Source organism: Paenibacillus sp. NPDC058174 (genome assembly GCF_042883865.1).
Lineage (GTDB): Bacteria > Bacillota > Bacilli > Paenibacillales > Paenibacillaceae > Pristimantibacillus.
Map to the genome: position 1 here is coordinate 2,150,445 of NZ_JBHVUY010000001.1, position 24,282 is coordinate 2,174,726.

The following is a 24,282-nucleotide window of genomic DNA, read 5'->3' on the forward strand; positions in this document are numbered from 1 at the left end:
AGCTTCTATTGTAAGCCTTAAAGTGAACTTTAAGTCAAGTGTTGGCCTAGGATTTGACGAATGCTTAGCTATTCTGCCTTCTGCCAGCCAATATCACGTCTATATAAAATGAGGGGCAATCGATGATTGCCCCTCAGGCTGCCAGGAAAAGTCCCGATCGCTTTTGTACCTGTTAGCTCTAGTTATGATAGCTTTCGAAAGATAAATGATTACCGGTTGCATCGGGTTAATTCGAAGCTTGAGGGATCGTGCCATGAGGGATGTTCAGCAGCACCTCACTTTGTTCCCACAGTGACTCCGCAAGCGACGGATTAATTGCCCAGTTGCGAACACCTCTGCGCTCACTGTAATCATCAGAAACCAGCTCCGCTATATCACTGTCTTCGCAGTATACGCCGCCCTGGCCTTCTAATATTGAATTTGCTGCACAGAAGACCGTAGTAGCGGCACCTTCCTCGACGGTTTTAAACCCTTCAGGGGAAATAAAGTTTCCTGCAGCATCACGATGTACGCCCCAGAGTGCGAGCACCTCATCCGATAAATGACGGGTTAAGCCTGTCAAAATACCTCCAGGATGGACAGCAAATGCGCGGATGCCATGCTGCTGCCCCCGTTTATCCAGCTCAATGGCAAAAAGCGAGCATGCCGTTTTCGATTGTCCGTACGAAATGTCTGTGTTATACGGTCTGGTGTTAAAGTTAAGATCACTCAATTCAACCTGTCCGTCCATATGACCGATGGAGGAAAGCGATACGACCCGGGCGTTGCCCGAGTTTTTCAATGCCTCCCAAAGTCTGACGGTCAATTGAAAATGACCCAAATAGTTGGTCGCCAGTTGCGTGTCATAGCCGCGAAAATCTTTAATTTCCGGCGGCGCTGTAACACCGGCATTGTTAATTAACATATCAAGCTGACGATCGGAATTCAGAAACTCGGCAGCAAACGCATCGATGGAGGCTGGGTCGGAAAGATCTAATTGAAGGACTTCTACGCTGCTCAATTGACTTACTTGCTGCTGTGCCTGCTCTACATTCCGGGCTCCGACAATAACGGTAGCTCCGGCTTTCGAGAGAACTCTGGTCGTTTCAAGTCCAATGCCTCCATGACCGCCTGTTACGATGGCTATTTTCCCATGGAGATCACGCCCCGCCAAAGCTTCCTGTGCTGTAGTATGAAATCCAAATCCGGATTGCAGCGGCTTTTGTTCTGTACTCATCGTTATCATGCTCTCCTTTTGAGGTTCATTTATTTATACAACTAGACAAAATACGATAATTGTCTATATGCGTATAATAAACGAGTGGACAAATATTGTAAAGTGTCTATATAATAAAATGACAGTAATCAAGACTGGGGCAGTGTTAAATGGACGAGCAAAAGAAGCTTCACATTGTTTCAACCGCGCTAGAGGTATTTTACAAATACGGATATAAGCGAGTTTCAATGAATGATATTTCTCAGGCCGCTGGAATTTCACGGGCCGGTCTTTACTTATTTTTCAACAGTAAAGAGGAGATATTTAATTCAGCCATACTATATAATGGGGACAGCCTGATAGAGGAAATACAAAAAGGGCTGCCGAAGAGCGGCACACCGAAGGAAAAAATCTTTTATGCTTTTGAGGTTTGGGCGATTAATATATTCGACCAAGCGCTGCATTCACCGGAAATTAGAGAAATTACAGACAGCTCCTATGAATTCGCCCGCGAGGCGTTAGACGTGAGCTATCGGAAATTCGAACAGATATTGGCTTCATTGATAGAAGAACAATTCGAGCTTTATGGAAAACGTGAAGGGCTGAATCCTCAGCAGCTGGCTTACCTGCTAACAAGCTCCTTGCGCGGGTTCAAAATCGTTGCTAAAAATTCAAACGAGCTGCAGCAATTAATTCAGCAGCTGGTCGAAGTCATTCTCGAACCATAACAAAGGATTCAGAATCAGGACGGCGAGCAGCTTTATGAAACAGAAAAACACGCCTTAATTCGGCGTGTTTTTCTGTTTCATTCAATTCTGCCCCACTAAAAGCCTCTACTTCCGGTATTGCTGATGTTTAATTTGCGCTTGGGCTGCCCTTACTCCCCGGACGATGGCTTGCTCGAGCACAACGGCTGCGGCAGTGCCGACTGCAGTTACGGCAGCATTGCCAATAAGCCCGCTAGTATCGGTGCAAGTCGCCATACAGAATATAGTGTCCCCGTCAGCTTGAATATGCACCGGGGAAATCGCCCGCGCCATTCCGTCATGGGCAAGGGTCGCAACCCTTCCTGCCTCAGCTTTGTCTAGCTTGGCATTCGTAGCGATAACAGCGATCGTTGTGCTTCTGTTCTGGGTCGAATTCGTCATTGGCGGTATTCCTTCAAGAATCGCCCTGGTCTGATTAACAAAATTCCCATTAGGCTTGAGCGCCCCGGCTATAATATGATCATCATCCCAAATATCTCCCAGAGCATTGACGACGACAATAGCAGCTACGATTGGCCCGCCCGGGATTTGCCAAGAAGCGGTTCCAACACCGCCCTTCATCGGTGTACCGTAGATTTTCCCAACTGTTGCACCCGCTCCGGCACCAACACTTCCTTGCGCCACATTACCGCCCTTCGCAGCTTGTGCCGCCTTGTAGCCCAGCTGTGTATCTGGCCTTGGCGAGCCTTTTGCATAATAAAGGTCAAATATAACAGCCGCAGGCACGGTGGGGACTGGCCCGGCATCTGTCGGGGTACCATACCCGTGCTCTGCAAGCCAGTTCACAATTCCTGCTGTTGCCGCAAGTCCAAAGTTGCTGCCGCCCGTTAGAAGAACCCCCTGTATGAGATCCGTAGACGTTCCGGGTTTAATCGCATCTGTCTGTTCCGTACCCGGATAACCGCCTCTCACATCCACACCGGGAACTGCGCCTTTCGGGTACAAAATAACGGTACAACCGGTACGGCCGCTTTGGTCCTCTGCATGCCCCACCAGAATGCCCGGAATATCGGTAATGCTCCCTTTGCCCTGAACCTTTACTCCCCGGCCAATTAAACGGCTTGCACTTGGCCCAATCGGATGATTAAGTATGCCGCGATCATCTTGATCTGCTGCCTTCTCGGGATGCTTCCCGCTCTTATAAATGTTGTTGTACTTTTTAGAAATTCCTTTGCTCCGGTACACCGCTGCTGGTTTCATTTTCGAGGTCAAATTTACTTTCTTTCTCTCCATGATTTCAACTCCGATTTCATGCAAAATGGTACTTGCTTAAAGCCGTATCCATGACATTCACCTATAAATCATATGTTTGCGATCATAAATGTGCGCTTTAGCCCTACAAAGACAAAGCAAAAAGGATGCCAGCCTTGGCTAATCGCCGCTGACATCCTTTTTGCTTAAAACTCCGCAGCCAACAGACTGCAATTGTGCAGACTGATTTTCTTACTTCTCATTCATCTCCAAAACACGGAGAAGAATTGTGATGACTTCCGCACGGGTAGCCACGGCATTGAAGTCAAACTTGCCGCCTTCCTTGCCCTGCATAATGCCTTTTTCAGCTACTGCGCCAATCGCGCCCTTTGCCCACTCTGGCAGTTTGTCTTGGTCAGTAAAGCTTGCCGCTTTGTCCTTTTGGTCTTCCAGCTTCAAAGCGCGAGCAATCATTACTGCAAGCTCAGCGCGTGTCAAACCGCTATTTGGACGCAATGTTCCATCCGAGTAGCCGCTCAAAACTCCCGCTTCTACTGCCTGAGCAAGCGCTTCTTTCGACCATGAAGCAATGGCTGAATCATCTTTAAAGGTATGCTGCTTTCCATCGCCTTGTACAGTCAATGCGCGGGTCAACATCACGGCAAATTCCGCACGGGTAACCGCCGCATTTGGCTTGAAGGTATGATCCTGGTAGCCAAGCACAAAGCCTTTTTCCACTGCTTTGCGAATCGCATCTTCTGCCCAGTGTCCGGCAATATCCTTCAATTCAACTTGATTGCCGCCATTGTTACCACCGGTGTTGCCACCGTTGTTACCGCCGTTGTTGCCGCCGTTGTTGCCACCGTTGTTGCCGCCGTTGTTACCGCCGTTGTTACCACCGTTGTTACCACCGTTGTTACCACCGTTGTTACCACCGTTGTTACCACCGTTGTTGTCAGGCGTTGTATCAACGACCGTAACCGTCAGCACCTGCGGCTGGCCTGCGCTAAACTCAAATGTCAGCTGCGCAGTACCCTTTTGCAATTGGGCCAAGTAAGACGACTTAATCGTTACCTGATCATTATTCACAACATAATCGGTGCCGGCCTGCAGCAGAGTGCTGCCGTTCTTAATAGCTGTCAGCGTATTCCCTTTAAGCTCCAGTTGAATGACAGCTGCTTGCTGCTTGCCAGGGTTCAGGTCAAACTGGACAGCAGTCGGGCTGATCTCGCTGTTGTAGTGTTCGACAATATTGAGCTTGTTAAGCAGCTCCGTCTTCACTTCACCGTCGGCCAAAATAGCAACAAAGTTGCGAGCCACAGCGAGATCGGCAGCCGTTCCAGACCCGAGAGCCTTTGTAACGGCAGCATCCGCTGATGCTTCAATCATTTCATTGTATTTGCCTGCGTTTAACAGATACAGATCTGTAAATAGACTCGAATTTTTTAATTGTCCGCTTTCAACTTCAAAAGTCGTTCTGCTGCCGTCAGACTCTTGCGGACCGTCTGATTCATTGAGCATGATGGAGATTCCGATTCTTCCGTTCGCGAGCTCCGATGCAGGATTATTGAGAACGGTATTAAACGGAATTTTTAGACTGTAAATCGTCTTTTTCGCAGTTTCATCTCTCGTAATATCTGCCGCGATATCTGTTATCGGAGCAGTTGGGGCATTAGCGCCCGTAGGACGCGTCCAAGCCCATTTAATCACTTGCTTGTCATTGGTGAGTGCAAATCCCAATTCATTCCGTGTATTACTGTTGGTAGCAGGATTGTGCAAATCAATGCCTAGCTGCAAATTATCCTCTCTCCATATATTTCCGCCGGTCTGGCTATTGTAGTGCACGTCATCTGTAACGACAATGTACGCATACAAATTGCTGTCATCCCATGCGAAATGCGAGCCTACACTAAGGTCCTGCGGACCATCCCAAGTTCCGGAAGTGACATAATCTTTGGTGTCCATCACATATCCCGGAGTTGCGGCATTCTTTGCCGGATTCTCCGCACCGGCATTACTTACTTTCTCCGCATAAGCTGTATCAAATTTTGCCGTATACGTGTATGCTTTTCCGCCTTCGAGCTGAAGCTCAAATGTGACCAGACCTGCAACATAATACGGTAAATCTATAGTTACGGATTCGCCTGCCGCAAGCGAGTTAAATTGGATTGGAGTAAAATTATTTGCATAAGCCGACGGGGAAGCAATCTTCAAAGTACCAGGTGCAGAAGCTCTTCCTCCGACATTATACTTAGCGCTGAACTGCTGTTTATCTCCGTTCTTAGTCAGGTTAAATACAAACGGTTCCGCCAATAGATCTGAGCCGTAAATTCCGTACGGATTGCCTGCTGGCGTGCTGTTTCTCAGACCGGATGCGTAGTAATTGTTGCTAAGCTCGATCGATGTGCCGCCCTCGCGCAGCATTGCGTACACATTATTATTCTGGCCGTTCTTCGTCGGCTGGAAGTACGAGGAGTACACATACGCTTTTCCGCCTTGAACGTCTATACCCGGATTATTGCCAGGCAGCTGAGTAAAGTTTGCTTGCTGGAAGCGAACCTTACCGTTATATACGACCGCTCCGGCTACAGTCGGGCTTCCCCAGAATGCGCTGTTGTACAATACAAGTTCAGCGTCAGGGTGAATTTTTGCAGGATCAGCTGCATCACCCATTTTGACATAAGCCCGGTTCGGCTCCGTCGCAATGTTTGTATTAACCAATTCCGAGTTGATCGCGATAATTTTGGTGTGTTCGTCCGCATCTTCCACATGCAAAGCGTACGTAGTTCCGTCCGAGCCGTGGCCGATCATCGTCATTTTTCCCGGATATGCGAATTGGCCATTGCCCAAGTCTCTCTTCAGGAAGTGTATGCCGTATACCGAACCGAACACGAAATTGTTGAAAATCGTCTGGTCTTCCACGTCGGAGAATTTGAGCGCACTGCTGTACCTTTGTACGAATCCGTACAAATCGCCGCTAGGGGCCGTATAGCCTTGGCCTCCTGGAAGTCTCAAAGCGTAATGCGGATTGAATTGCATATTTCGGATAAATCCGCCTTCTGCGCCTCCTCCGACCCAGATGCCTGCTCTCAAGAGCGTGCCGCCTAAATAGTCCACATAGTGGCCATCTGTTTTATAGGAAGCCAGATCTATACCTTTATCCCCAATCGGGATCGTTAAGTTGATTGCATATACGCCTGCACCTTGACCCTGTACCATGAACGGAGTTTTAAGCGTTTGGTTAGGATTATCCAGGCTGACGCTGGTTAAATTCGCTTGCGTAAGGTTAAGTCCTCTGATGCCTGCATGTGCTTTAAGCTGAATGAGAGAGCTTCCGTTTTCTCCCTGGGCACCGCCGGTGTAAGCTGTAAATATTGCCGTACCGCCGCCTTGTGTATGGTGCTGTACGTCCCATGTTCCTCTGAGCTCAACACCCTCTGGAATGATGACCGGATTATTCAGCCTGTATCTTCCGCCCGGCAGGTAGACCGTGCCGCCACCATGATTCGCTTTAATATAGTCTAGAGCTTCCTGCAATTTTGCAGATATATCCACGGTTGGTGCATTGCCTGTTAACGAGCGCGGGAAGTCCAGTCTGAGCACAGCGCTTGATGCTGGTCTCGGGTGCACATCAATATCTGTTTTTACGTTTTTCGGAATCGGTTCAAACAGATATTCCAAGTCATTAACAACCTGTACTGTGGTGCTCGTACCGCCGCCCTTAACATCAAGCTTAAGGTCATCGATATGAGCGGCAAGGTTAGCGCTCTCAATGTTCAGGTTATAACCGGAATTGACTGATTTGAATGTTCCGAAGTTTGCTCCGAGATTGACATGTTTATCTGACTTCTTGAAATTACTTTGGCTGACCAATGCGTTGCCTCGGCCCAGGAAGTTCAGCGCGAAGTTGTCATATTGATCGAACGTGCAATCCTCGAATGAAAGAACTCCGCCTCTCGCGTTGCTTACAATCGGACCTTTGAAGTCAACTCCGTTGAATTGAACGGAAGTGTTGAAACGCTCGTTGACATATACGGCCGTGTCGCCCCCGAATTCCGAGCCGGAGAAAAGCAGACCGAAGCCGTTAACGTTATCAATATAAATGCCTGTTTCACTGTCTTCAATTTTCAATCCGTAGAATTGCGCGTTTGGAGCTTCGTCCCCGCCAGGCTCTCTTCCGATCCACATCCCCGTCTTATATCCGGAAACGTACAGACCTGATACGTACTCCCAGTCAGAGCGGTGCATCATGAATCCGACAGCATTCGCTCTTGTGTACGCTCTCACATCCGAGAGAGCCGGTGCGCCGTCAAGTCCTGAATTCGCCCAGTATTTCGGATCGATGTTAACGTTCTCGATACGTCCGATATCTGTACAAGTGTGAACAACGATGCCCTTGTAGAGAGCCGTCATATTGCTGTTCACAACATAATGCATTTCACTCGGCAGGGAAATGAAGCCTCCCCATGCGTTTACAAGCGTAACGTTATCAAGCGTCGCGCTGTTTCCGGTTCTCTGGAAGAACGTCCAAGGATATGGAATTCCATGAATCGTCTCCATTTCTCCTGTCTTCTGGCCGTCTTCTCCCCTTTTCTCAACGACAGTTTGAGCATTAATATCCTGATTCGGATACCATACGGAGAGGTTCGACACCCCTGTGCCTTGTTCCATGTCTATAAATCTGTCGGACACGTTAGCTACTTTTTTGCCGCCTGTCTGATTCTCTCTCTCGTCAGAATCAACATACGTGTCATAGTTGGCGGTATTATGTCCGGCATATACAGCGAGAACAGTCCCGTCGATTTTACCGTCATAATTACCCGCATCCGGGTTATCCCATTCGCCGCGAAGCTGTACGCCTGCACGCAAATTCAATACTTGTTTGTATTCATAGGTTGTGTTTCCAGTCGTGCTTTTAACGCTTACTGCTCCGGTCGTTTCCGAGTAGAACGCATAGGTTCCCGCCGGAATATAAACGACGCCGCCGCCGTCATTATAAGCCGCGTCAATCGCCGCTTGGAAAGCCTCTCTGTTATCGAACTCATCTAAGCCTTCCGCTTCTGCCATCGCTACTGTTTTCGCACCGAAAGCAAGAACGTTAAAGTCCGATATCGCCCAATCCTTCGCATCATGCTGCTGAGCGATTGCCGTTCTCATATGCTTGGCATAATCATATCGATCCGGAACCTTCAACTCGAAGGTTTTCGTCTTGATTACAGGAGCGGACACCGGCCCTCTTTTTATCGTCGCCGTCAGCGTAACATCACCGCCGCCGTCCGGACGGTTTGTCGGGATCACGCCTTCAGTCGTTATGAGAGCAGCTGCGGATGTCGTCCATGTAATGTCCGTCATATTCTCGCCCATTGTCGGAAGAACCAAATTCGTCGTTACATTATCCTCAGAAGCATTTACGCCTTTGATTAAATCCCATGTCAATTTGTTCAACATATGGTTTACCGCATCCTCATCGTTTCCGATACCTGTTCCGCGAACGACTATACTAAATGTTTTCACAACAGGAACTGCTGCACCTTTGCTTATTGTCGCCGTGAGCGTTACGGCCGTATTGGCTTCTTGACGGCTTACTGCACCGGTGTCGCTGTTTATTACCGTGTTATTGGTAGATGTCCAAGCAATGTTCGTGCCCGCAGAACCTGCCTTAGCAAGGGTCAAATTGGTTTCAACCAGATCCTGTCTCGTATTCGTGCCCTTGATAGCATCCCATGTCAGTGCACTTGAAACCAGTTGAACCGCTTCTTCATCCGTTGGAGGAATTTCAGTTATCCGTATGCTCTGAATGATTGCGCCAGCAGTACCGATGCGGAAATGTGCTCCTTGGTTTTGTGCGCCTACCGCGAAATTAGCTCCGTTAAGCACAACTTTTGAAGTTACCCAGGAGTTGCCGCTTCCTGCCGCTGGAATGCTCGCTGACCGGTACGCTTCAAATCCAGAGAAATTGCCTGGATAGATCGTGTTATACTGCAGCGAAATACCGCTTGCTGCGCTTGGTCTCCAGTATGTGACTGCTAGTTCAACCTTGTTTGCTTGCTTAAGCTTAGCGTTGTCAACAATTACGTACATAAAGTTGCCGACCTTCACAGCCCCTACACCGCTTTGAGTAACTGTCTCCACTGCGGTGCCGCCGTCTCCGGTAAGGCTAACGCCTATGCCGTTGCCCTGAAGCCCTGGGAACGGTCCTGCCGGATCTCCGCCGTCGCCGAATCCGCTTCCGATTGCATTAACTGCGGTAAAGGTTCCGGAATTGTTGAAATCAATGAACACTTCTGCAAGCTCATTCGTAATGCTGGATACTGTCAAACTAAAGGTTTTAGTAACAGGTGTAGCACTGCCTTTGGATATTGTCGCCGTAAGCGTTACCGCTTTATCCTGGTCAGGGTCGCGAGTTACGCTGCCGGTTGCAGTATTTACAATACCAGCCGGTGCAGCCGACCATACGATAGCCGTATTATTCGCACCCGTAACCGGAAGAGTCAGCTCCGTTCTTACTTCGGATTGAAGCGTGTTCGATTTCCGGATTGTGTCCCATGTCAGTTTAGTCTTCGCGTCCGCTACTGCTTGGTTGTCGTCGAGATGCTCCACTTTGACTCTTGTATGCGTTCCTGCGAAAGGATATTGCGTATTCTGAGCCGTGCGCGCGAATGTATAATAAGTGCTTCCTGCTGGTTTTGTAAATGTCGCACTATACTCGCCTGCATTAAGGGTACCTGTTGTCCAATCTCCTTCTGCCGGAGCATTGCCGGTGGTATTGACTGCAAATTGGACAGCCTGGCCGTTTGCCGGCGCTGCTGACGATAACGTAATGCTGCCCGCTGTTTCAGCAGCAGCAGGAACAGGCTTCGGCGAATCCGCAGAGCTTTGGAACCGAGGGTTCTTAATATAGATATCGCCTTGAGGCACAGATGACCATTGCATTTGCAGTCTCGCTGCCTGTACCGTATCCAAATTAACGGGATTGAAACCATTCGGAGAATTTGCTGATGATAATTGCGCATAAACCGTAAACCATTCATTTACCTTGCCATTTCTCATGTCACTAACATTAAAGTTAAGACGGGAATTGGTATCAACGTTGTTGCCGCCAGCTGCCACAGCAACCCAGTTGTTACCGTTGAAATTCAAAAGATCGGCATGCGTAACATACATATCAAAAACAAAATATTGATTCGCGTAGCCTAATAAATCCTGATTGCCGCTGCTATTAATAAAGCGGGCATCCCAAAGCCGTTCAGCGCCAGCGCCTGTTTTTCCTGCGCCCAGCTTAACCGCACTATTTCCGTCTGGTGCAGCAGTAGCGACCGTTCCCTCTTCAATATTAGGGAAATACGTCGCAGCCCGGGCATTTACCGCCGCCGGCACAGCTTTCACTTCAACCGTAATGATTCTCATAGCACTTGCATTACCTTTGGTAATAGTCGCCGTGAGTACTACGGTTTTGTCTGCTTCTCTGTTAAATAAACGATTTACGCCTCCGGTGCTGCTTATTGCCGCATTGTCCGAAGACCATGCTACGTTAGTTGTTCCGATTGCTGTCGGAAGATTAAGTTGTGATTTTACATCGTTTTCTCCAGTATTACTTCCTTTAATACTATCCCATGTCAGAGATGCCGCCGCATCATTTACCAAGGTTTCGTTGTCAATAGACGTTACAGTCGTTCTTGCAGATGCGCCGATGAAGTTGTAATTGCCGCCTGCTTTCGCGCGCGCGAACACGTAGTAGGTGTCTACTGAAGGTACTGTGGCAAATTGATGAGTATAAACATTACCATTTAGACTTCCATCCACCCAACCAGATGCAGGTGCGTTACCATCTTCGCTAATTGCGAATTCCACAGCTTGCCCGCTAGCCGGTGCGTTAGCCGTTACTGTTTTTGTTGCTGTATCAAATGCAGGAGCAGTTGACGGTGAAGCCGGAACACCTAACGCACTTTTTTGGAAACGCGGATTTTTTATGAAAATGCCAGTGCTAGGAACACTAGTATCCCATTGCAGATGCATAGCCAGTCTGGTTACTTTGTCCAGCCAGGCATCATCGAAATTCCCGGCTACCGTACTTGACGAAGACAGCTTCGTATAGACCGTCGCCCATGTGCCTACCGCTGCATTTGTAACCCCGCTCACATCAAGCTGGAGACGAGAATTGTTGTTAAACTTGTCCTCAGCGGGATTACTGTCACTTACGATAACAAGCCAGTTATTGCCTTGCATATTTTTAAAACTCGCACTAGGGACGTACATCTCGAAAACAAAATAGCCGTCTTTATAAGCGGATACATCTCTTAGAGGCGCAACGCTTGGCGTGAAGAGGTTATCCCAAGGGCCGCCGCCCTTTGAGGTTCCTGTGTTTAAGCTCCACGCTTTCTGTCCGTCCGGCGCATCGGCGTTTGTCGCTGTATTGCCGTCTGTACCCGCATTTACGGTCAACAAAGATACATTATCGCCCCAAGCCGCGCTGACCAGCATAGGCGGAGAAGCTAAAGTAAACAGCATTGACGTCGCAAGTAAAAGTGCTAGAAACCGTCTTTTCATCATGCTTAAATTTCCTCCATATTTCATATTTTAGGTTTTGAAGATTTCGCTGACTCTTTAAAACCCTCTTCACTTCAATATCAAACCTCCAGTAGCGTTGCATAAAAGCAATCTGTAATTTTATGCTAGCCGCCGCATCACCTCTACTATTCCTTATGTATAATCTTGTAAAAGCGCATCCGTCCACAACCGGCCCGATGTTAGCGTTTTCATGAGCTCAAAAAAAGAACAGGATCCAAAGAGCGATAAGCGTACGTGCAAACAACGTAATCTCACAACTTCTTTTAAACCCTGCCATACTCTTCCGGAACATAACCTGTATATTGTGGACTTACCTTATCATACGAGTGTTGCTATTGAGTTCCAATGGGGCAGTCTTATCCTTTACGGGGGCAATATTACATTCATGAAAACGCTTGCTTGTTATGCTAGCCGTTCAATGCCTTCAATAATCCTTGGATTAAAAGCTAAAAAGACAGCCCGAATCCTAGAAGAATTCGGGCTGTCTGGCTTTACTAACAGATAAATACAGATGCTTAAAGCTGATTCTTAAGTACATCTGCTTCAATAATGGCATCAGCATTCTTTTCAAAGGTGCTAAGAAGGGCACGTACTTCATCCGTTGACTTTGTACTCATCAATTGATTTCGCAGCTCACTTGCCCCTCGAAATCCTTTGACATATATTTTGAAAAATCGCAGAAGCGCTTTAAACGGGCGCAGCGTTAATTCCGCTGCATATTTATCATGAAGATCCAGATGCAATCTTAACAGTTCGAGCAATTCGTCACTGCTATGCTCCCTCGGCTCTTGTTCGAAGGCAAAAGGATTATGGAAAATGCCTCTCCCAATCATAATGCCGTCCACTCCATATTGCTCTGCAAGCTTTAAGCCCATTTGCCGGTCCGCAATATCTCCATTGATTGTGAGCAGAGTATCCGGCGCTATACGATCACGAAGCTGCTTAATTTCCGGAATCAGCTCCCAATGTGCATCTGCTACGCTCATTTCCTTCCTTGTACGGAGATGAATAGACAGATTCGCAATATTTTGCTCCAAAATATGGGTTAACCAGTCCCGCCACTCCTCTACATCGTTGTAGCCTAGCCGAGTTTTGACACTGACAGGCAAGCCTCCCGCTTTTGCCGCCTGAATAATCTCTGCCGCAAGCTCCGGATGCAGAATAAGGCCGCTTCCCTTGCCTTTCGTGGCAACGTTATGGACGGGACAGCCCATATTAATATCCACGCCTTTGAAGCCAAGCTTAGCCATACCAATACTCATTTGCTCAAAATATTGGGGCTTATCCCCCCAAATATGCGCAACCATCGGCTGCTCATCTTCCGTAAAGGTTAGACGTCCTCGTACACCATAGGTCCCTTCTGGATGACAGAAGCTCTCCGTATTTGTAAACTCTGTAAAAAACACATCGGGCCTGCCTGCTTTGCTTACTACATGCCGAAAAACAACATCCGTCACATCTTCCATCGGTGCAAGTATAAAAAATGGCCGTGGTAAATCACGCCAAAAATTGTTTGACACTACATACTCAAATCCTCTCACTATAGATACAGATATAGTATACCATCTCATCTATTGTTTACGAAGCATCCAAGTTATGTAGTCTTCTAAATTCCTCCTCTAGACAAGTTAGGCCTTTACATCCAGTGTATCTCCAATGCGTGTCGGCACGTAATAATCCTTTTTCGTACTTTCATCTATAGAAAGGTAATCAATGAATTTGTTCCAGGTTTCAGCATAGCCCCGAGTGATGCTGTCGGCAAAAGCAACTTTCTTATCTTTCCCGACATCCCCCAGAATCTCCGGACCCGACAACAGACTTGCTTTGACTTGTTGCTGTAGTTTGAGAAAATTTTGTACGAACAATTTAGAATTGATGGTGCTCAACTTAGCAAACTGTTCTTGAATGAATTGGGATGGGGAAGGTTTATAGTCATCGCTCTTCATATACCGTTCTACTTTCAAACGCAATTCATCTGTTAGGGGCTGGTTAAAAGAAAATCCTTCCTTCCCTCCGCTTCCTAGACGAAGTGACCACATTGCATCCTGGAAATTTTGAATTTTGATTTTGTTGTCCATTGCTCTGTCGAGCGTTTCAGTAATTTTGTTTTTGACAAACGAGCTCATTGATGTATTCGCAAGATATAGACCAACCATGGCCTGATCAAGCCCAATTCTAGGAAAAATAAGTTCTGTTGAGCCTATAGTGGATAATCCATAGCTGCCCATTTTAAAAGCATTAAATGTTCCAACAAGATCACGGTAATTCAGCTTATCAAAAGAAACAGAATCCTCCGTTTGCTGATTAAACATTTCTGTTTTAAGCTTCTTTTCTAGCTGCTCTAACCCCACTCCGCCTGAAGTCAAAATTTTGTCCCACTCGGCATCGTTCGGCTTGGACTGGCTAAACAGTTCCTGCTCAGCATGAATCATATCCACAAACTGCTGCTTTAGCCCCTCTTTGTTAAATACAGGAGTAAAGTTCTGAAGGAACTTTTCCCTCTCGCTTTCAATCTCATTGAATATGACCCGTGCATCACCATTCATAATATCGGTGATAGAATTACTTGCCACATTGGCGATCCAATCCACATAAAGCTCACTTTCATAATCGAAACGTTGAAGCTGCTGCTTCTGTTCCTCACCGTCTGTATTTTTAATAATCTGATCACGCAGGTAAGCTTGCTTCACAACGAAATGGCTGGTCCAGTTCTCGAGCTTTATATTCCAATATGAACTTGAACTAAGTTGGCCAAGTGCTGCTTCTCTTAGTTCCTGAGTAATCTTGCTCTTATCAAAAACATAGGAAGACGCAGATTGCACTGGATCCGTATTTACAGAATTATCGCCGCCAGATTCTTGCGTCAATTGATTGATCTGAGTTGTTGGCGGGGTCTGCGGGTTTGGAATTGAACTTTTGTTATAAATTGCGGCTGGCTGTATTCCTGACACTGACATGTGGTTGCTCCTTCAGAACAGATTCTATATCCATCTATATCGGTTTTTATAAGCCATATTTTAACAGTAATCCCTATAATATTTCCACAAGAAAGTACATTACGAAGCGCATTTCGCTATCTTACGGATCGCTAAACCATTCACTGCATAAATGAGTTGGTCATAGAAATACCCCCTTTTCGAACAGCTTGTGCTCGAGAAGGAGGCTTAAACAGCATAATATAGTTTATAAATCAAATTATAGAGACCCTCATGATATGCTAAAACATTACTTGCTCTTATACGTCATCATCTTGAGCAAGACAGTTACAGCCTCAGCTCTTGTCGTTTTATCGCCAGAAGCAAATTGGTTTGCTCCTTTGCCTTTCATAGCTTAATCATTCATGGTAAAAGTGCGGTAAAACAGAGCAAAAAAATAAACGGCCACCCCCGGTTCAATGCCGGATGCGGTCGTATTAACTGATTTGAAAGCTGTATTGGCAGGCTTCCTGTTGCTCAGGCTTGAATGCCCTTGTAATCTTGTTTTATTTGATAGCTAGGGTGGTGATCCCGAATTTTTTCAGCCTATCCAAATGCTCTCTCGTTAACTTCACTCCTGCCTGTAGCAGTATGCTGTCGCTGGCTGTCACAACCTGTCTTGCAAGAACATCTCCCGGTTGGGCAACTTTAATCGATATGGTCTTCACCAATTTCAATCTACCTTTCTCACGAAATTTGTTATAAGCGTCCTCTTGTACAAATTCATAGTAATCTTGCAGGGTAAATTACTGGTAAAATGAAATAAATCTTCTCGACACCCGTCCCTTCACGCAAAAAAGCCTCAGAGCAATTGTCTCTGAGACTAATCTTTATGCTATATCATTTCACCTAACCAAACATCACCAGCTTTAACTTTAAAAATAATTTCCATTGTTCAATCTGTTTGATTCTGCGTTTCCATCCTCGGATTTTCTTACTATTAGAGCAAGAATTTTTTCTCATCGTTTTGTAAGTGCAATTCTAAAGCCAAGATCATCGATCTTGAAATCAGGCATGCTTTTCCTCCTAATCGTGGAACCACAATTGTTTTCAGCTTCTGCCCTGAACCATCCCCAAATATTTACTATCATATCATATAGCCCCCATGTCTTCATTTAAGTATATATCATAAATTCCAACATCGGATTTGAATCGTACAACTTGGATATCCAACCCTTCTTTAGAAAACTAATTGAATCATTTACCCTACAATTGTTTATAAACGCCAGGAATAATTACATTTTTGGTTTATACTACCTCCTGTGATTGCTTTCAAATTCATGCAGCTGCCTGTGGTAGCCATCCCGAGATAAAAAACACCTCTTCAGTCTAGTTATGTTTGCTCAACAGCTCTCACTCGACTAATTGAAGCGGTGTTTTCTGTTTTGGAAGCTATAGATTTATACCAATTCCCCTCGAGGAGGACAATTCGATGGCAACTAAGCATTACGGCTTCAAGCGGTCCACTATTCATTTCTGGGTGAACAGCCTTCTGATCATGTCTATGCTCATACTTGTCTCCTGCACGCAGCATCAGGTGATCAACGCCACATCTAATGAAGAAGATGAAGAAGAAGTCAGCGTCACACTGGGCGGAACCCCCATCGAGAACGGTATTCATCCCTTTGCCGGAGACAATCCGGCCGGACTCATAACGGGCACGATAGCTGGAAAAAGCTACTGGCAGACGAACAAAAATTCCGACGTGCCTCGCACAAACTATCTGTATATGAACGTCAGCGATACCTATCTCAAAAACAATACGGAATTTGATGTAGAGGTTAGTGTTACCTACTTCGATTCGGGCAACGGGAAATTAATCATGCAATTCGATTCCTCGACGGCAGCCTTTACGAATGCGCCAATAATTTCCTTCACCGGCACGGACACCTGGAAAACACAAACCTACCTGCTTACGAACGCTTTCTTTGGCAACCGGGCAAACGGGGCAGACTTTCGGTTCTCCATTCAAGGAGGAAGTAATCCCGGTGCAGAGTTGAAAATCGCTTCAGTGAGCGTCGTCAAGAAAGTTAAGCCGCTTCCCGGCCAGGAGATTTCCGTTACGGATCCCAATCTTAAATTTGTAGGAAGATGGGATAAGAGCTCACCCTCTGTGTACAAGAGCTATTGGGGCGGTTCGTATATGAAAACAAATTTTACGGGCACTCATGTCACCCTTAAGCTTGGCAGATCGGCCAGCATTTACGTTTCTATCGACGGCGGAGAGGATGTTCTATTTAGCCAAGTGTCAGGCACGGTGTACTTGACCCCAACTGCGCTGGCAAACGGTTCGCACTCCCTGCGAATTACATCAGCTTCCGAGAACGATATGCTGGAAATTCAGGGCCTAGAACTAGATGCGGGAGCAAGCACACAGCCAACTACTCTCAGCACCCATCTCATTGAATTTGTCGGGGATTCCATCACATCCGGCTACCTCAATTCGAAAATAGCGTTGTCAGACTACGCATGGCTCGTCGGTGAGCAATTAGGTGCCGAGCACACCCAGATCGCTTTTCCGGGCATCTGCCTAGTGGATAACATCCAATGCCATTCACCGAACAGTGTCGGCATGAGCAATCAGTTTTTCAAGATGAAATCCGTGTATGACAATGACTCGACGTTATGGAATTTCAATACTTATCAGGCACGTGCAGTCGTGATCAATCTCGGCACGAACGATAACGGCTTTAATGTGACCGACAACGACTTCAAGCAAACGTATATCACCTTCTTGCAAAATATAAGAGCCAAGTATCCGTCGGCGGACATTTTTGTAATGAAAACGTTCAATGGCTCCATGACGTTACCGACACTATTAGCCTTCAATACTGTCTATAATGGCGGGGACAACAAGCTGCATTACATCGATACAACAGGCTGGATCACAGCGGCCGATACTGTAGACGGTACTCATCCAAGCGATGCCGGTCATGTCAAAATTGCAGAAAAGCTGGCTCCGCTGCTGAGTCCTTATACGAACTGAATGTACAATATCCTGACAAAAGCAAAAAGAACCGCTTCTCACGAAGCCGGTTCTTTTTGCTTGTAATATAGGATTAACGGAAATCAGGCAATTCGATCGATACTTCGCGGCGTGCTTCTGCCGAACGCAGCACCCCGTCGATGATTGCTTGCTGAATGAGAATTTGCTCGCCTGGAATTGGAGCCTCTCTGCCATCCCGAACCGCTTCTGCGAAATCATGCACTTTCCGGTCAAACAGATTCAATTGATGCCCAATCGTCGGAATCGGCGTTGAGGTTTGTGTGCCGTATTCATCATGATACAACGTGATGGAACCTACTGATCCATCCCATACGCCCGACCATGGCCCCGTTCCAGCCGGTGTTACTTTCAGGCCTGCGTCCGTACCGAGGAACATCGTCGCACCAAGCGTGTCCATATGCATAGCCCAAGAGATTTTGAACTGCAGCACGAGATCATTCTCGAAGCGAACCATAGCGACGCCGAAATCTTCGACTTCAAACTTGCTTGCTTCCGGATGGTACAATGGATTGGTCCCGAAGTGGTTCGTCGTGAACGCCGATACCGAAACCGGACGAGGATAGCCAAGTGTGTTCAGCGCCATATCCAGTGAGTAACAGCCAATATCGGCCATAGCGCCGGCACCCGCGAGTTTTTTGCTGATAAATGTGCCTCCCGGCATGCCGCGGCGACGTCCGCCGCCTGTCTCAACATAATATACGTTGCCGAGACGTCCCGATTGCACAATCGTTTGCAGAAGCTTCATGTTCGGATCATAGCGCGGCTGGAAGCCCAGAGTCAGCATTTTCCCGCTTTCCTTCGCTGCCTGCGTCATTTCGATGCCTTCTTGCAAAGTGATGGACATCGGCTTCTCGAGCAGCACGTTTTTGCCGCTGCGCAGAGAATCGACTGTTGTCCGGTGATGGGAAATGTTTGGCGTACATATGCTGACACCATCAAGCTCCATACGAAGCAGCTCAGTATGGCTGTCGAATGAAGCCGCTTCCGTCAAACCCTGCGCCTGCGCGAAAGCAGCCGCCTTATCCGGAATGACGTCCGCGACGCCTACGATCTCTACATATGGAAGCTTTTTATACGCGGCAACGTGGGCATTAGCTATGCCACCCGTTCCGATAATTCCTATACGCAACTTTTTGCTCATTGTCCAATCCCTCTTTCTATGAATGTATATGAACTGACAATAGCATATAGTAGCGATAAAGTTTACTCTAACTTGATGTCTTTCATGTATGAAATTGCGACATCACGGGTTGGAAGCTATTAATTTACGGATTCAATTTTTCTAGAGTTCGTTTTCATGATCTACGCCAAACAGTAGCAACGCTACTGTTGGGTGTACTTCAGAATAAATCAATACTCTACTAACTGTATTTCAGCGCGAGTATTTCGCATTCTAGCAAAGTCCTAGCATTTGTTTTTATTTAGAAGCCAAATATTGATCGAATTGCAACTGTTTATCGGCGATAATTTTATCAATACCTGCAGCCTTCAACAGTTCGATGTACTCAGGAAGTATCTTATCCGGGTCTACCATCCCCGTATCGAGCACAGGATCGTATTGTTTCAGAATGCTCTGAATGACAGCGCCTTCTGTCTTAATCTTATCCGCATTCACGGTAAACCCTAGTGCGATGGACTTTTTGACGCCGTTGTTGAACTCCCTCAGCTTCTCCCACTTCTGCGGATCTTCAGTATCCCATAAATAATTAAGAAATTGATTGCCGAACATCCAGCTTGCGCCCGGTGCATAATCCTTCGTTCGCTCCGTTGCCGTAATGATTTCTCCGTTGCGGGTATAGTGAACGCCCTCAATCCCGAAATTGATTAGATTGTTCAAATATTTATCCGTATGCAGCAAGTTAATAAACATCATAGCCTCTTCCGGATGCTGGCTTGTCGCCGAAATGCCCAGCATGGATCCCGTAATTTCTCCAGTCGATACGGTACGCTCCGTCATGACGATTTGCTTCAGTTTACCCTGCAGGTTGTAGGCGCTCGCTAACTCCTCAGCTTTGCCTGGTGTTAGAGAGGACGTAATCATAAAGGTGTTCCCGTTCTTTAAGAACTCTCCGGTAGACATGCTCGTCGTTGCGGCATCGGCATTAATATATCCTTTTTGCATAAACTCGCGGGTAATCTTAAGGTTTGTCTTATACTGAGCGAGCTCATACAGAGGGACGACCGTTTTATTGTCTTTCGTCTTGTCGATCACTCCGGGCAGGAAGATATCTCCCAGATAATCGAACTGGGTAAAATAATGGGCGTTAAAGTTCTCCCCTTGCCGCAACGCCAATGGAATGAAATCCGGCCGCTTCTGCTTCACCTGCTCCAGTATCGGACCAAGATCATCAACCGTCTTGACCTTCGACATATCGAGATGCAGTTCATCAGCTATGTCCGACCGGTAAATGACTCCGCCTTGAACGGCAAGCTCCTTATTCGTCGGTACTGCGTAGTTTTTGCCGTTGATTCTGGCGCCTTGAAGGAAGGTTGGGTCCAGCGTATTCAGAATCCCTTGGCCATACTTCGGCAGCAGGTTCTCCAGTTCGACAAACACCCCTTTGGACACATTTAATGCATGACCGTTCCATTGAGCGGTGAAAATAATATCCATCTCTTCGCCGGACGCGATCCTAAGCGTAATGTCATTATCCCATTGTGTCCAGTCTATCGGCTGCAGATCAATAACGGCATTAATTTTGTCTTTCAAGTACTCGTTCATAACCTCTTCCACGACCGCTTCATCCAATTGCGGCATCCCCGGATACAGCATCTTGAGATGAACCGGATAGGAGGCCGCCCCCTCGGATTGACCCCCGTTTGCAGAACGCGTATCGGCAATATCGAGAGCTTGGGAGCTACCGCTAATCTTATCAAAAATGTTCTGTCCATTATCGCATGCCGATAAGGTGAGAGATAGACATAGAACTAGCCCAAACCACCCCATAATCGCCCACCATCGTCTTGCCATTCGTGGTGCCAACCTCCTTCATCTAGAACCGTATACCTGAAAACCGCTATCTTGAAATAGAAGCCCTTGCCTTCAAAGTCTGTTCAGCAACGTATTATACAGCATAATGGATAGTTTCCCTAGCAGATTAACGAAGTCCAAGCCGCCTGCATTCCCGGTTTCGTGTAGTCGAGCCGGATTTCGTAGCAGTAATATTCTATATTACCTTGTATCCGAAAAGGCAACTGCCATTTTTATGACTAGATATAACACTTTGGTCACTCCTAGAAGCGCATGAGAAAAACTCCTATCGAGCTGGCAACAAAAGAGGCTGGTAAGCCAGCCTCTAGCCTCTCTCAGCCTTCTATTGCCCCTGCTTCTGCAGTAATCCGTATTCTCTTTAATGAACTTGCCGCCATTCAGCTGTTTGCGCGTGGGTGGTCAGAATGTCCTTAAGATAGTTGCCCGCTTCCGTCAAACTGCCGTCGGGTCTAAAGATGCTAGACGTTTCCGCTTTATCGTTAATCGCCCAGTTCGCCCACGAAACTTGATTCTGATCCATCCACTGGAGCCATTCGCTGGTGGAAGCATAGTTGATGCCACCGTTGCCGTCTGCGTTGCAAGAGCCCCACTCCGTGGCGAGCAGAGCCAAGCCATTATTCATCGCGGTATTGCCTTTGTCTCTTAAATACTGCATATGAGTTCCCGCATAGAAATGCAGCGTGTATGCAATGTTGCTAGCGCTTGTGATTGGGTTAAACGATGCTTGATCCACCTCTTGGGACCATGAAGGCGTGCCTACGACAATTAAGTTATTCGAATGCTGGCGGATGACAGGAATAACTTCTTCGGCGTATGATTTAATCGTGGACCAAGGAATTTGCAACGGTTCATTATAAATTTCGAAAATAACGTTGTCGTGGCCGCCGTATTCCTGTGCCATCTTGGCGAAGAAGGCTTTGGCTGCCCCTATATTATATTGCGCGCCATGCGTATGCCAATCGATAATGACATAGACGCCTCTATCAATGGCTGCATTAACAACATCGCGCACTATCGCTTCATCGGCCGGATTGTGAGGCGTCCCGTCGTCGGCTACTCCATAGGAGGCCCGGACAATTTCCACCTTCAATTCATCCACCATCCGGTCCACGGTAGCGGCATTCCAATACTGGCCGGACCAGTTACTCCAGAAAAAGCTCATCCCCTTCACTTGCATCGGAGCTCCTGTCTTGGAGCCGTTAATCCGATTGCCGCTGACAGTCATTTCGCCGAAATAACTGACGGGGCTGGCAGTGGGGCCATTGGGACCCTCCCCTACTCGGCTCAGCACAACGTTATCAATTATCACGTTGCCTGATTGGCCGCCCATATTAAAGTCAAGCCTAGCGTTACTGTCCGTCATGTTCGCGGTGAAGGTGTACGTATACGTTTGTTTGCTGCCCGTCAGATTGACGGTGTGGTTCCAGATCGTCGCGTAATCGGCCGGACCGCTATTGATACTTACTTCCATCGGCCGGACAACGGAGGCTCTGGCTTCGAACGTGAGTTTATACAACTGTCCGTTCGTAATCGCAAATCCGTCCTGAACCAGCTGCGGCATATACGTCTGAACGCCCGGCGTCGTAACCGCAATTGCAGCTTCGCCGTTCGTAACTGCCACTGAAGCATTCGCCGTGTTCACATTAAAGTCCCAATCGGTCATTCCGTTCGCAAAACTGCCGTTCGTAAGCAGATTGACGACCGGCGCAGGATCAATAGAACCGCTAGGCGTTCCATACACTTCGAATTCAAATAGCGAATTCCCGTATGGTGTGCCCCTTGCAGTTGCGTGCATTCTCACATAACGCCCTGTTCCCGCAACAGTGAGATCATCGATCCCGCCATTGCCGGTCGTCGTGCTATACACATCGTTCCAAGCCGTTCCGTTAGAAGACACTTGAATCTTGTACGAAGAAGCGTAGGCTGCCTCCCAATTCAACTTCACATGTGAGATATCGTATACTGCGCCAAGATCGACCGAAATCCATTGCGGATCGGCAAATGACGAAGACCAGCGGGTTGCTGCTTTGCCGTCGAACGCATTCCCTGCACCATTCGCAGCGCTTTCCGCAGATGAAGCAGTCGCAGGCTTATTTAGCGCCACGTTGACCGGTGTGGGCGGATTTCCGCTATTCCCTGTAAATTGCATCGCGTTCACATTCCAGCCGCCATTCATCGCGCTTATTCGCAGCGTCTGCGGACCTGCATTCAGATTGACATCAGCGGTTACGGTCGTCCAGGCTTGCCAGCCTCCCGTATTGGGAACGCTTACAGTTGCAAGCGTGCTTGCTCCGTTCTTAAGCTGAAACGCATTCGCTGCTCCTGTCAAGCTGGCCACTCGGAAGCTTACTTTATAGGACCCTGCGGCTGCAGCATTAACTTGGTAATCCAGCCAGTCCCCGTTATCGATATATCCGACATTGCTGCCTCCTTCCGTGCTCTCTTCGATTGTAATCCCATTGGAAGCGGAATATGCTTCAGCCTCAATCTTACCCGGTATGCTGTGAATGACCGTATCTCGTCTCCATTCCGCCGTCAAGGCATGCTTCGCTAACTGGTCCTTGAAATATTGTCCGGCAGGAGTCAGGCCTCCGTCCGCACGAAAGAAGCTTGCCGGCTCATCCTTATCGTTAACAGCCCAGTTCGCCCAAGAAATTTGGTTCTGATCCAATACATTCATCCATTGGTCAGCCGTCATCGGATCCGTATTCTGATTCCAGAATCCCCACTCCGTTGCGAAGATGGCTGCTCCGTTGTTCAACGCGGTATTCAATTTGTTCACTAATCCTTGACCGTGAGTACCGATATAGAAGTGCAAAGCATAGGCGATATTATCGGCATTAATCTTATCGAAAGAAGCATTATCAACATCCTGCGACCAAGTCGGCGTGCCGACTACAATAAGGTTGTCCGAATGCTCGCGGATCACTGGGATAACTTGCTCGGCGTATCCTTTGACCGTGGACCAAGGCACCTGAAGCGGCTCATTGAAAATTTCGAAAATCACATTGTCATAGCTTCCATACTGCCGAGCCATTCGGGAGAAAAAGTCCTTGGCAGCGTTCACATTATATTCAGCGCCATGGGTATGCCAGTCGATAATAACATACACCCCTTTATTAATCGCTGCGTCTACTACTTCACGCACCTTGGCTTCATCCGCTGTATTGTATGGCGTTCCTCTGTCATCGACCCCATAGGTTGCTCTTACGATTTCGCTCTTGAATTCATCGACCATCCGGTTGACCATGCCTGCATTCCAGAAGCTGCCGGACCAATTGCTCCAGAAGAAGCTGGCACCCTTCACCTGCATAGGGGCGTTCGTCTTCGAGCCGTGAATGCGATTGCCGTTGGCCTTCATTTCGCCGTAATAGCTGACGGGATTAGGTGCCGCGGCTGAAGCTGTCGATGGGATAATGCTGATCAGGCTGCTAAGTATTGACGAGTATAATAGTACAAGCGCTAAAGCAGGAACCTTCATTTTTTTCATAAACAAGATTGCAGCATCTCCTTCCAATGAATGATTCGTCTTCTTCAACTACTCGCTTCCTCTACTTCCTTCCTGTATGACTTCTTGTGGTTATGCC

10 protein-coding genes are annotated in these 24,282 nt (G+C 47.4%); 2 read left to right on the forward strand and 8 right to left on the reverse strand.

Annotation, left to right across the window (positions count from 1 at the left end; genetic code table 11):
- Positions 1-226 precede the first annotated feature (226 nt).
- Complete coding sequence (locus tag ACFVVF_RS09695) at positions 227-1,216, reverse strand: SDR family NAD(P)-dependent oxidoreductase (protein ID WP_387807712.1); 990 nt, start codon at positions 1,214-1,216, stop codon at positions 227-229.
- Between the two features lie 149 nt (positions 1,217-1,365).
- Here ACFVVF_RS09695 and ACFVVF_RS09700 point away from each other — a divergent pair, with 149 nt between their 5' ends.
- Positions 1,366-1,923 carry a TetR/AcrR family transcriptional regulator gene (locus ACFVVF_RS09700; protein ID WP_387807714.1) on the forward strand — a complete coding sequence of 186 codons (558 nt, stop codon included), beginning with the start codon at positions 1,366-1,368 and terminating at the stop codon, positions 1,921-1,923.
- A 105-nt stretch (positions 1,924-2,028) separates the two neighbouring features.
- Here the strand turns inward: ACFVVF_RS09700 and ACFVVF_RS09705 are convergent, their stop codons facing one another.
- The 4 genes from ACFVVF_RS09705 to ACFVVF_RS09720 all read right to left on the reverse strand — a co-directional run bounded on the left by ACFVVF_RS09705 (position 2,029) and on the right by ACFVVF_RS09720 (position 14,678).
- The gene (locus ACFVVF_RS09705) at positions 2,029-3,195 is read right to left on the reverse strand and encodes a P1 family peptidase (protein ID WP_387807716.1); all 1,167 of its coding nucleotides are present in this window, start codon (positions 3,193-3,195) and stop codon (positions 2,029-2,031) included.
- Positions 3,196-3,405: 210 nt separating this feature from the next.
- Complete coding sequence (locus ACFVVF_RS09710; RefSeq protein WP_387807719.1) at positions 3,406-11,703, reverse strand: immunoglobulin-like domain-containing protein; 8,298 nt, start codon at positions 11,701-11,703, stop codon at positions 3,406-3,408.
- A 533-nt stretch (positions 11,704-12,236) separates the two neighbouring features.
- Positions 12,237-13,292, reverse strand: coding sequence for a tRNA dihydrouridine synthase (locus ACFVVF_RS09715; protein ID WP_387807722.1), 1,056 nt, complete (start codon positions 13,290-13,292; stop codon positions 12,237-12,239).
- Positions 13,293-13,349: 57 nt separating this feature from the next.
- The gene (locus ACFVVF_RS09720) at positions 13,350-14,678 is read right to left on the reverse strand and encodes a hypothetical protein (protein ID WP_387807724.1); all 1,329 of its coding nucleotides are present in this window, start codon (positions 14,676-14,678) and stop codon (positions 13,350-13,352) included.
- Positions 14,679-16,128: 1,450 nt separating this feature from the next.
- Here ACFVVF_RS09720 and ACFVVF_RS09725 point away from each other — a divergent pair.
- Positions 16,129-17,682: an SGNH/GDSL hydrolase family protein gene (locus tag ACFVVF_RS09725; protein ID WP_387807726.1), complete on the forward strand. Its 1,554-nt coding sequence runs from the start codon at positions 16,129-16,131 to the stop codon at positions 17,680-17,682.
- Between the two features lie 73 nt (positions 17,683-17,755).
- Here ACFVVF_RS09725 and ACFVVF_RS09730 read toward each other — a convergent pair whose 3' ends face one another.
- The 3 genes from ACFVVF_RS09730 to ACFVVF_RS09740 form a co-directional block, all read right to left on the reverse strand.
- The gene (locus ACFVVF_RS09730) at positions 17,756-18,844 is read right to left on the reverse strand and encodes a Gfo/Idh/MocA family protein (RefSeq protein ID WP_387807729.1); all 1,089 of its coding nucleotides are present in this window, start codon (positions 18,842-18,844) and stop codon (positions 17,756-17,758) included.
- 276 nt (positions 18,845-19,120) lie between these two features.
- Entirely contained in the window at positions 19,121-20,674 is a 1,554-nt protein-coding gene (locus ACFVVF_RS09735) for an ABC transporter substrate-binding protein (protein ID WP_387807731.1), read from the reverse strand.
- Positions 20,675-21,053: 379 nt separating this feature from the next.
- On the reverse strand, positions 21,054-24,185 hold the full coding sequence (locus ACFVVF_RS09740) for a cellulase family glycosylhydrolase (RefSeq protein WP_387807733.1): 3,132 nt from the start codon (positions 24,183-24,185) through the stop codon (positions 21,054-21,056).
- Between the last annotated feature and the right edge of the window lie 97 nt (positions 24,186-24,282).